Raw genomic sequence first — 11,034 nt, 5'->3', positions numbered from 1 at the left:
GGATTAAGGTTTGTGTTTGGCAAGTCTGAATGATACTGAGTCAGCAAAGCGGAGAGCGAAAGGTTTATCCACTTCAACTTGAGCAAAAGTAACAGGCTCTGGCAGCAGGCAAATGTCTAGAAGCTCTGCTGTAAGGCGTTCAAGTAACAAGAACCGATTCGACTCAACATGGTTAATCAGAGATTTGCAGATGGTTTTGTAGTTCACTGCGTCAAGTACTTCATCGCTTAAACAGGCTTGCCCTGCGGGGTATTCAATGAGAGCGTTTATGACCACATCTTGTTTATTCTTTTTCTCTTCTTCGTTAAAACCAATATAAGTGCGAAGGCGAAGATCTTTAATGCGTATTTGAGCTACTTCACTAGGCATATCTAGAATCCTTGTTAGTTCAATGTACCCATAATTGGGATATTGTGTCGTTTTAAGGTAGGAGTCGCAACTTAAAGCGGTCTTTGTACGTCGAAATCAGGAATTTAGATGCATCTTGTAAAAAAGATGTAGGAAAAGTACGCGGATTTTAGCCGCAGAATGGGCCATAAACGGCGTTTATAGTTGTTATTTTGTTACTTTTCGACATTTTTGATCAGTAAAGAAAGTGAGTGCTAGTAGTCAACGATGTGAATGATCACTATAATACTTCGGTTTTTTGGTGAAGTGATATTGCACTACTAACCGTCTGCTTTGGTGGTTTGAGTCGGAATGCTTTCCCGGAGGGGATTCGACTCATAGTGCAAGTACGCTTTTGTGTTCAATTATATTGTTGGGCAGAGCATAATGTATAAAATTTCAAAAGGCCTAGACCTACCGATTAGTGGAGCCCCCGATCAAGTTATTGACGGTGTTGCTGCTGCAAAATCGGTTGCAGTTGTCGGACCTGACTATCACGGTATGAAACCAACCATGATGGTTAAAGAAGGCGATAAGGTCAAAAAAGGGCAGGTTATCTTTACAGATAAAAAAACGGAAGGAGTAAAGTATACCGCCCCAGCCTCAGGTACCGTAGCCGCCATTAACCGTGGTGAGCGCCGAGTACTCCAATCAGTCGTCATTGACGTTGAAGGTGATGACGCAGTCGAGTTTGCAAAATACGCAGGTTCTGATCTGAAATCCCTAGATCGAGATAAGGTCGTTGAAAACCTTGTCGAATCTGGCCTTTGGACCGCACTTCGTACTCGACCATATTCTAAAGTTCCTGCTGTCGATACAGTACCAAGTTCCATTTTTGTTACCGCAATGGATACTAACCCGCTGGCAGCTGACCCTGCTGTAGTTCTTGCGGATAAAGCGGAAGCGTTTGCCGACGGTTTGACTGTTCTGACTCGCCTTACAGAAGGTAAGGTTTTTCTATGTAAAGCTGCGGGCAGTAAAGTTCCTGCAACGTCTGATGTGACTGTTGAAGAGTTCGCAGGTAAGCACCCTGCAGGCTTAGCTGGAACACATATCCATTTCCTAGATCCTGTTAGCGACAAGAAAACAGTTTGGACGATTGGTTATCAAGATGTCGTCGCAATTGGTGAGCTGTTTGTTAACGGTGTGCTTGATGTGACACGCGTTATATCGATCGCAGGTCCACAGGTTAAGAAGCCTCGTTTAATTAAAACTGTTATCGGTGCGGATATTAATGCATTGGTTGCAGGTGAACTGAATGAAGGCGAAAACCGTATTATATCTGGTCCTGTGTTGTCTGGTCGCAAAGCAGCAGGCCCTTACGCGTATTTAGGTCGCTACCATTCACAGATTGTTGTATTGCAGGAAGGACGTGAACGTCAAATGATGCATTACCTTCGTGCTGGCGTTGAGAAACACTCAGTATTGAATGTTTTCATTTCCAAGCTTACTGGCAAGTCTGCTTTTGACATGACAACAACAACTAATGGTAGTGATCGTACAATGCTGCCTTTGGGGCACTTTGAACGACTCATGCCGCTGGATATTCTTCCAACTCAACTACTACGCTCTTTGGTGGTTGGTGATACAGAGCAGGCACAAAAACTAGGTGCACTGGAGCTGGATGAAGAAGACTTGGCGTTAATGACATATTCGTGTTCGGGTAAGTTTGAGTACGGCCCAATTTTGCGTGATTGTCTCACAACGATTGAGAAAGAGGGTTAACCCATGGGTCTTAGAAATATTCTCGATAAAATGGAGCCTGAATTTCACTCAGGCGGTAAATATGAAAAGTGGTATGCGCTTTACGAAGCGGTAGATACCATCTTTTATCGTCCAAATCATGTTACAAAAGGCGGCTCGCACGTTCGAGATGCGGTTGACATGAAGCGGATCATGATTTTAGTTTGGATGTGTACGTTCCCAGCTATGTTCTTTGGGATGTATAACATTGGCTTCCAAGCTAACACCGCGATGGATGTGATGGGTGTTGCCCCAGCAGATACGTGGCGCCAGGGAGTTATTGGTGCATTGTCAGGCTATGACGCTAGCAGTGTATGGGACAATATGATCTACGGGGCGTTACACTTTCTACCTGTCTATTTGACAGTCTTTGTAGTGGGTGGCTTCTGGGAAGTGTTGTTTGCCGCTGTGCGTAAGCACGAGGTCAACGAAGGCTTCTTTGTTACTTCTATTTTGTTTTCTCTGTCTCTTCCACCCACTATCCCTTTATGGCAGGTCGCTTTAGGTATCACTTTTGGTGTGGTGCTAGGTAAAGAGGTTTTTGGCGGTACAGGTAAAAACTTCCTAAACCCAGCGCTAGCAGGCCGTGCGTTTCTATTCTTCGCGTACCCAGCTTCAATGTCTGGTGATGGTGTTTGGACTGCGGTCGATGGGTTTTCCGGTGCGACGATGCTGAGCCAAGCTGCAGCAGATGGCACAGCCGGAATTACTGCGTCTTGGACAGATGCGTTCTTTGGTTTTGTTCAAGGGTCAATGGGTGAAACATCCACACTGGCGATTTTGATTGGTGGTGGTGCGTTATTGATTATGCGTATTGCCGCATGGCGAATTGTGGCTGGCGTTATGTTAGGCATGGTGGCCACATCCTTGCTGTTTAATTCAATTGGCTCTGATACCAACCCAATGTTTTCAACACCTTGGTACTGGCATTTGGTTATGGGTGGTTTTGCATTCGGCATGATGTACATGGCGACTGACCCTGTATCTGCATCAATGACGAATCGTGGTAAGTGGTTCTACGGTGCACTAATTGGTGTCATGGTTGTGTTGATTCGTGTGGTAAACCCTGCATACCCAGAAGGGATGATGTTAGCAATTTTATTCGCTAACCTGTTTGCCCCGTTTATTGACCACTTTGTCGTGCAAGCAAACATCAAACGGAGGATTGCTCGTAATGTCTAGTAATAATGATAGCATCCAAAGAACCATCATTGTTGCCGTTGCGCTGTGTTTGGTGTGTTCTGTTTTTGTTGCAGGTGCGGCTGTAGGGCTTAAGCCTATTCAACAAGAAAACCGAGACTTAGATCGTAAACGTAACATCCTCGCTGCTGCGCAAATGCTTCAGCCAGGTGAAAGTGTTGATGAAGTATTCGCGACCGTTGAAAAGCGTCTTGTGAATCTTAATACTGGTCGCTTTGCGACAGAGGCTGAGCTTAAAGAAGCAGGCGTTAATGTTGATTCGTACGTTCAACAGGCTGCTGCAAAAGATCCAGCTTTATCGACATCTTTGAAGGGTGGTAATGATCCTGCAGGTATTAAACGTCGAGCGAAGTTTGCTACGGTTTACATCGTGAAAGATGAAGATGCTAAAGCTCGTATCATCCTTCCTGTTCATGGTTACGGCCTTTGGTCAACGATGTATGGCTTTATGGCATTGGAAAACGATTACTCTACGGTTGTGGGCTTCGGCTTCTACCAGCAAGGTGAAACCCCTGGGCTAGGTGGTGAAGTTGACAACCCGAACTGGAAAGCGTTGTGGGAAGGCAAAGAAGTTTACAACGAAGAAGGTAAAGCAGTAATTGGCCTTGTTAAGGGCTCGGTTGATCCTAACAGCCCTCAAGCAGATCATCAGATAGATGGTCTTTCCGGTGCGACTTTGACAAGCCGCGGTGTGACGAATCTAGTTCAATACTGGTTGGGTAGCGAAGGGTTTGGTCCTTTCCTTGCTGAGCTACGTAGCGAAGGAGTGTAATCATGTCTGATGTAAAAAAGGTTCTATTTGGGCCCATTTTAGCAAATAACCCAATCGCACTTCAGATCTTAGGTATCTGTTCTGCGTTGGCTGTAACCAGTAGTTTGCAAGTAAGTCTGGTAATGTCGATGGCTGTTATCGCAGTAACGGCATTTTCTAACTTTTTTATTGCGATTATTCGTAACTATATCCCAAGCAGCATTCGTATCATTGTACAAATGATTATCATCGCTTCTCTTGTGATTGTAGTGGACCAAGTACTAAAAGCGTTTGCCTTTGAAATTAGTAAGCAGCTTTCAGTATTTGTCGGTTTGATTATTACGAACTGTATCGTAATGGGTCGTGCTGAAGCCTTTGCAATGAAAAACGGTCCAGGTATGAGTTTCCTTGACGGTATCGGTAATGGTTTGGGGTACAGTGCAATGTTGATCGTTGTGGCCTTCTTCCGTGAGCTATTGGGTGCAGGTAAATTGTTTGGTTACCCAGTATTTGAAACTGTCCAAAATGGTGGCTGGTACCAGCCTAATGGTTTGATGTTGCTTCCTCCTAGTGCATTCTTCGTGATTGGTTTAGTTATCTGGGCGTTGCGCGCGTACAAGAAAGAGCAAGTTGAAGAGCCAGAGTTTAAAATTGTGGCGAACTCTCGTTCTCAGGAGGCACTCTAAATGGAACACTTTATTAGCCTATTCATTAAAGCTGTTTTCGTTGAAAACATGGCATTGGCCTTTTTCCTAGGCATGTGTACTTTCTTGGCATTGTCCAAGAAAGTAGAGACCGCGATTGGTCTAGGGATTGCTGTTGTTGTTGTTTTGGCGATTACGGTTCCAGTCAACAACTTGCTTTATCAGAATCTTCTTAAAGAAGGTGCCTTAGATTGGGCCGGTTTACCGAATGTTGATCTAAGTTTCTTGGGCTTGCTGAGCTATATTGGCGTAATTGCTGCGTTGGTTCAGATTTTGGAAATGACTTTAGATAAGTATATGCCTGCGTTATACGCTGCTTTAGGTGTATTTTTGCCTTTGATTACAGTGAACTGTGCCATTATGGGTGCATCACTGTTCATGGTGGAGCGTGACTACAACTTCGGAGAGAGTGTGGTTTACGGTGTGGGTGCTGGTGTCGGTTGGGCATTAGCGATTGCTGCGCTTGCAGGTATCCGTGAAAAGCTAAAATACTCAGATGTGCCAGCAGGATTGCGTGGTCTGGGCATCACGTTCATCACTGTAGGTTTGATGAGCTTAGGCTTTATGTCATTTTCTGGTGTGCAGCTTTAGTAGCTGCACAGTTAGACAACCAAGATAAAAGGTTAAACTAGCATGGACTTAGATACAATTATTCTAGGTGTTGTGATGTTTACTGCTATTGTGCTGGCATTGGTGGCGATTATATTGTTCGCCCGTGCTCGCCTAGTAAGTAGTGGTGATGTAACAATCCGTATTAATGGTGAAAAAGAGGTCACAGCGCCGGCAGGTGGAAAGCTCCTGCAAACGCTGGCAAATAGCGGTATTTTCTTATCATCAGCATGTGGTGGTGGTGGTACTTGCGCGCAATGTAAATGTAAGGTTTTGACAGGTGGTGGCTCTATGCTATCAACTGAGCAATCTCATTTTAATCGCAGAGAAGAAAAAGAAGGGTATCGCCTTTCTTGTCAGGTGTCTGTTAAGCAAGACATGGATGTGGAAGTTCCAGAAGAGGTCTTTGGTGTTAAAGCTTGGGATTGTACTGTTGAATCCAATCCTAATGTAGCTACTTTCATCAAAGAATTAACTCTGCGCTTACCTGAAGGTGAGAATGTTGATTTCCGAGCGGGTGGTTATGTCCAGTTAGAAGCCCCTGCTCATACGGTGAATTACAAAGACTTCGATATTCAGGAAGAGTATCGCGGTGATTGGGATCACTTTAATCTTTGGAAATTTGTTTCTAAAGTTGATGAGCCAATTATTCGTGCCTACTCAATGGCGAACTACCCAGAAGAAAAGGGTGTTGTTAAATTCAACATTCGTATTGCTTCTCCACCTCCGGGTAAAGATGATGTTCCTCCGGGTCAAATGTCCTCATATGTGTTTAGCTTGAAGCCAGGTGACAAGATTAAGGTATACGGACCTTTCGGGGAGTTTTTCGCCAAGGATACTGATGCTGAAATGGTCTTTGTAGGCGGTGGTGCAGGTATGGCACCAATGCGATCACATATCTTTGATCAACTTAAGCGCTTAAATTCCAAGCGTAAGATTTCTTTTTGGTACGGTGCTCGTAGCTTACGTGAAGCTTTTTACTCTGAAGAGTACGATAAGCTAGAAGAAGAGAATGAAAACTTTGAGTGGCATTTGGCACTTTCAGATCCTCAGCCAGAAGATAACTGGGAAGGTAAGACAGGCTTTATTCACAATGTCTTGTATGAAAATTATCTGAAAGATCATCCTGCGCCTGAAGATTGTGAGTTCTACATGTGTGGGCCTCCGATGATGAACCAGTCTGTTATAAAAATGCTGGAAGACCTAGGTGTCGAGAAAGAGAATATTCTTCTTGATGACTTTGGTGGCTAGTATAGATTAAACCAAAGACCCACATCATGTGGGTCTTTGTTTTCCTACCTAAATGCGTCAGCAGGTTTCTATGAGAAATAAGTTTTTGCTCCTTTTAGTGGCCGTTATTTTGGTCACGATTCTTTTTAAAGCCGTTTCTTTTTCCCCTGAGCTTGTTAGTTTCTCTGGCCCCACCATGGGTACTACCTATACGGTTAAGTATGTTACAAACGCCAGTTCTCCTGATCGTGAGTCCCTTAAGGCAGATGTTGACGAGACATTGATTCACGTAAATAAGCTTATGTCGACTTATGACCCAAACTCTGAGTTGTCACTGTTTAATAAACTGCCAGCAGGCTCCTCTGTAAGGGTTACGGATGAAATGGCTTATGTTTTGGGTGAAGCATTGGAGCTGAGTAAGATTACGGACGGTAAATACGATGTTACAGTCGGTCCACTTGTAAATCTTTGGGGGTTTGGTCCAGGGGAGCATAAGGACACGGTGCCGAGCGAGGCCGATATAGAAGAGGCAAAGAATAAAGTTGGCTTTCAGCATATATCTCTTGAAGATCGGGAGTTATCGAAAGCGACTGATGTTTATGTTGACTTATCCTCGATTGCTAAAGGGTTTGGTGTTGATGAGGTGGCCCGAACTCTCACGGCTTCCGGCGTAACTGATTTTCTAGTAGAAGTGGGTGGTGAAATTCGGGTTTCAGGTTTCAAGTTGGATGGTAAAAAGTGGCATATTGGTGTCGAAGCTCCAGCGGGTGGACATAATATTGCACAACGGATTATAGAAGCGGACAATGTAGCAATAGCAACATCAGGAGACTACCGGAATTATTTTGAGAAAAATGGTGTTCGTTATTCACATACAATTGATCCAACAACTGGGAAGCCTATAACGCATCGGTTGGTCTCTGTAACAGTTGTGGATTCGAATACGACCCGTGCAGATGGGTTAGCAACAGCGATCACAGTTCTTGGGCCTGAGCAGGGCTTGGAATTTGCTGAAGACAATGATATTGCCGCTTACATGTTGGTGAAAGAAGATTTTGGCTTTAAGGAGCAGTACTCTAGTGCATTTGCTCCTTACGTTGAAAACTAGGCGGTGAGGGGAGTTTATTATGACAACTTTATTAGTAGTTTTTGTTTGTATGATCGTGGTGGTTACTGCCATGGCGGTCGGTGTATTGATGGGCCGTAAACCAATATCTGGTTCTTGTGGTGGAATGAGTGCTCTTGGCATGGAAGTCGCTTGTGATATTTGCGGCGGCGACAAAGGTAAATGTGAAAAAGAAACAAAGCGAGCGCAAGCCAATGCCGCATCAGACGATCAATATTATGACGCAACTAAATGAACGAGGATAAATAACTTATGACGACTAGGCATTATGACGTCGTAGTACTTGGCACAGGCCCTGCTGGCGAAGGGGCAGCTATGAATGCTGCTAAGGCAGGCAAACGAGTTGCGGTGATTGAGGCAAGCCCCCGTGTTGGCGGTAGTTGTACGCATCTGGGGACTATTCCCTCTAAGGCTTTGCGTCACGCTGTGAAGGAGATTATCGCTTTTAATACTAACCCGATGTTCCGAGACATTGGTGAACCGCGTTGGTTCTCATTTCCCAAGGTGTTAGAGCGCGCTAATAGAGTAATTGATAAGCAGGTGTTGGGTCGTACAGAGTACTATGCGCGTAATAGAATAGACGTTTATTTTGGCTTGGGTCGGTTTAAAGATGCCAATACGATTGAAGTGAATACCTATGAGAAGGGACCAGAAGAGATTGTTACCGATAAAGTGGTAATTGCTACGGGTTCTAGTCCTTATAGGCCAGCAAATATTGATTTTACTCACCCTAGAATTTACTGCTCTGATAGCATCCTAACTCTAAGCCATACTCCAAGGTCACTCATTATTTACGGTGCAGGAGTGATTGGTTGTGAGTATGCGTCAATATTTTGTGGCTTAGGGGTAAGGGTAGAACTAATTAATCCAGCTAAAAAGCTTCTTAGCTTTTTAGATGACGAAATTACAGATGCTTTAAGCTATCACCTACGTGATGGAGGAATCTTGATTCGTCATAACGAAACATTCGAATCTGTTGAGACGAATGATCGGGGCGTAGTCATGCAGACGATGTCGGGCAAAAAGCTTCGCGCAGATGCCTTATTATTTTGTAATGGTCGTTCTGGTAACACGAGTAGTCTAGGTTTGGAAAATATAGGTCTAGAGACAAACTCACGTGGACAGCTTGCGGTTAATGATACTTACCAGACTGCTGTTGAAAATGTTTATGCTGCGGGTGATGTCATTGGTTGGCCTAGCCTTGCTAGCGCTGCCTATGACCAAGGTCGTTCTGTCGCTGCAAATATGCTTGGATTAGAGGGTGGGCATTTCATTTCTGAAGTTCCGACTGGTATTTACACGATTCCTGAAATTTCTTCTGTCGGTAAAACTGAAGCTGAGCTTACAGCAGAGAAAGTGCCTTATGAGGTTGGTCGGGCCTTCTTCAAGAACACAGCTCGCGCTCAAATTACTGGAGAAGCGGTAGGGATGTTAAAGATATTATTCCACCGTGAAAGTTTGGAAATACTTGGTATTCATTGCTTTGGTGACCAAGCGTCTGAGATTGTTCATATCGGTCAAGCGATCATGAAACAGCCTGGCGAGCTTAATACGCTCAAGTATTTCTTGAATACGACCTTTAACTACCCGACGATGGCTGAGGCCTATCGAGTTGCCGCACTAAATGGCTTCAATCGAGTTTTTTAATCAAGCCGGTCGAATTGAAAAAGGCGCTGTAGGCGCCTTTTTTGTGTCACTTTTATGGTCGCAGGACGGCGCTATTGCTCTTTTATAGCGTATATGCCCTGCAAGTTGCGAAAATATCCTTGATAGTCCATACCGAAGCCAAATAGAAAGCGATCCTCCACGTCTAAACCGTTATAGTCAGGGCGCATAGTTACTTTTCTATCGTGTACTTTGTTGATAATGGTAGCGGAGTAAACGTTCTTTGCACCACTTGTTTCAAACCATTTTATGATCGCTTCAAGGGTGTGTCCTTGGTCGAAAATGTCATCAACAATCAGTACATTTCGGTCGCTAAAATCTGATTGTGGAAACTTTGTCCATTGCAGGGAATTGCCCGATGTTTCCATGCCATAGCGGCTAGCATGAACATAATCTAGCTCCAACGGAAATTGAAGGCGTTTCAGTAATGCAGCAGTCGGGAGTAGTCCTCCATTCATCACACAAACTACGATAGGAAGTTTGTCAGAGAGATCTTCGGAGATGTCAGCGGCCATATTGTCAATGGCTGCGTTTAACTCTGCTTCGGTTATTAAGCAATCTGAATCGCTAAAAATAGCGTTTAGTTCGTCGATATTATGCATGTTGTTTGTGTATTTCTAAGAAGTTTGACCGTTCATTCTAACTCATGGTTTTGATCTTTGCGATTCAATTTATGCAGCGTCGCGTTAAGGCTGACTGATAATAGGATTATCAACCAAGTAGACTGCAGCCATATGAGAAAAATAGGGAGGGCCGCAAATGTACCGTATACCACTTGATAATTAGCAAAGAAGTTTGCGAAGTTGCCAAAAATGACATTTAAAACACTGATGCCTAGTCCGCCAAAAAATGCACTGATCGCAGTGAGTTTGAGTGTGACTTCAGCATTCGGTACGAGAAAGTTGATCGTAAAAATCAGTAAAAAGTAGATGATATAACTACCAAAGCCAAAAATGCTTGATAGAACACTCGGAAGTTCAACACCTTTAAGTTCATACGATAGTATTGTTCCATACAAACTCATTACTACTGCTAGCAATAAAGGGCCTAAAGTAAGTATTGCCCAATAGATTAAAAGGCGCTCGCGGATTTTTCTTTTTCTTTTTACTCGCCAAATGGCTTGTACTGACCCTTCGAAGCTATTCAGTAATAGTAGTGCGGTTAAAATTAAAGTAGCGATACCTGCCGCAGGTAGGTTTTTAGCCTGCTCTGAAAAAGACAATAGATACGGGATAACCGTATCACTACTGCCGGGCGCTAGGTGTTGCTCGACGAACTGTACGAATGCGTCCTGCATTTCTACCATGGCTGGCGTAAGTCTTAAAATTCCAAATACAATTGTAATAATTGGGACAGCGGCAAGTAATGATGCAAGTGTGAGGTGTGCAGCTCGGAGTGATACCGAATGTCTTTTAGCGCGAAGCCAGACAAGCTTGATGAGCTGAAGTGTTTGTAAGGCGACTTTTGGGGCACTTTTCATGTGCATGGGCTACTCCAATTTAGCGATGCTTTTAGTCTATAAGAGATTGCAAAGATGTTCTATTGTGTAAGAAAAACGGTCTCCGCACATAAATAGTGCAAGCATGGGGAATTAGGCCCTTTAATGTTGCGAAATAGTA

General features: G+C 44.0%; 12 protein-coding genes. 9 read left to right on the top strand and 3 right to left on the bottom strand.

Features of this window, described 5'->3' with window-relative positions:
* Positions 1 to 3: 3 nt before the first annotated feature.
* On the bottom strand, positions 4 to 369 hold the full coding sequence (gene folX, locus DN730_RS15845; RefSeq protein WP_115469126.1) for a dihydroneopterin triphosphate 2'-epimerase: 366 nt from the start codon (positions 367 to 369) through the stop codon (positions 4 to 6).
* 405 nt (positions 370 to 774) lie between these two features.
* Here folX and DN730_RS15840 point away from each other — a divergent pair, with 405 nt between their 5' ends.
* The 9 genes from DN730_RS15840 to sthA all read left to right on the top strand — a co-directional run bounded on the left by DN730_RS15840 (position 775) and on the right by sthA (position 9,397).
* Positions 775 to 2,112: a Na(+)-translocating NADH-quinone reductase subunit A gene (locus DN730_RS15840; RefSeq protein WP_115469125.1), complete on the top strand. Its 1,338-nt coding sequence runs from the start codon at positions 775 to 777 to the stop codon at positions 2,110 to 2,112.
* A 3-nt stretch (positions 2,113 to 2,115) separates the two neighbouring features.
* Positions 2,116 to 3,312, top strand: a complete 1,197-nt coding sequence (locus tag DN730_RS15835; protein WP_115469124.1) for an NADH:ubiquinone reductase (Na(+)-transporting) subunit B — start codon at positions 2,116 to 2,118, stop codon at positions 3,310 to 3,312.
* Entirely contained in the window at positions 3,305 to 4,102 is a 798-nt protein-coding gene (locus DN730_RS15830; protein ID WP_115469123.1) for a Na(+)-translocating NADH-quinone reductase subunit C, read from the top strand. The genes DN730_RS15835 and DN730_RS15830 overlap by 8 nt, the downstream gene beginning before the upstream one ends.
* Before the next feature lie 2 nt (positions 4,103 to 4,104).
* On the top strand, positions 4,105 to 4,767 hold the full coding sequence (locus DN730_RS15825; RefSeq protein WP_115469122.1) for an NADH:ubiquinone reductase (Na(+)-transporting) subunit D: 663 nt from the start codon (positions 4,105 to 4,107) through the stop codon (positions 4,765 to 4,767).
* A complete protein-coding gene (gene nqrE / locus DN730_RS15820) occupies positions 4,768 to 5,376 on the top strand; it encodes an NADH:ubiquinone reductase (Na(+)-transporting) subunit E (RefSeq protein ID WP_115469121.1) in 609 nt (202 codons plus the stop codon). It abuts the gene before it with no gap.
* Positions 5,377 to 5,418: 42 nt separating this feature from the next.
* A complete protein-coding gene (nqrF, locus tag DN730_RS15815; protein ID WP_115469120.1) occupies positions 5,419 to 6,645 on the top strand; it encodes an NADH:ubiquinone reductase (Na(+)-transporting) subunit F in 1,227 nt (408 codons plus the stop codon).
* A 70-nt stretch (positions 6,646 to 6,715) separates the two neighbouring features.
* Positions 6,716 to 7,732 carry an FAD:protein FMN transferase gene (locus tag DN730_RS15810; RefSeq protein ID WP_115469161.1) on the top strand — a complete coding sequence of 339 codons (1,017 nt, stop codon included), beginning with the start codon at positions 6,716 to 6,718 and terminating at the stop codon, positions 7,730 to 7,732.
* Positions 7,733 to 7,751: 19 nt separating this feature from the next.
* On the top strand, positions 7,752 to 7,985 hold the full coding sequence (gene nqrM, locus DN730_RS15805) for a (Na+)-NQR maturation NqrM (RefSeq protein ID WP_115469119.1): 234 nt from the start codon (positions 7,752 to 7,754) through the stop codon (positions 7,983 to 7,985).
* 17 nt (positions 7,986 to 8,002) lie between these two features.
* Positions 8,003 to 9,397 carry a Si-specific NAD(P)(+) transhydrogenase gene (sthA, locus tag DN730_RS15800; protein WP_115469118.1) on the top strand — a complete coding sequence of 465 codons (1,395 nt, stop codon included), beginning with the start codon at positions 8,003 to 8,005 and terminating at the stop codon, positions 9,395 to 9,397.
* Positions 9,398 to 9,468: 71 nt separating this feature from the next.
* On the opposite strand, the gene DN730_RS15795 is transcribed toward sthA, so the two are convergent.
* A complete protein-coding gene (locus DN730_RS15795; protein WP_115469117.1) occupies positions 9,469 to 10,017 on the bottom strand; it encodes a hypoxanthine-guanine phosphoribosyltransferase in 549 nt (182 codons plus the stop codon).
* A 32-nt stretch (positions 10,018 to 10,049) separates the two neighbouring features.
* Entirely contained in the window at positions 10,050 to 10,901 is an 852-nt protein-coding gene (locus tag DN730_RS15790; protein ID WP_115469116.1) for a YihY family inner membrane protein, read from the bottom strand.
* Between the last annotated feature and the right edge of the window lie 133 nt (positions 10,902 to 11,034).

This window comes from Marinomonas piezotolerans (assembly GCF_003362755.1).
In the GTDB taxonomy this organism is placed as follows: domain Bacteria; phylum Pseudomonadota; class Gammaproteobacteria; order Pseudomonadales; family Marinomonadaceae; genus Marinomonas; species Marinomonas piezotolerans.
Note: the sequence above shows the minus strand (reverse complement) of the source record. Positions and strands in the feature narration are given on the sequence as shown.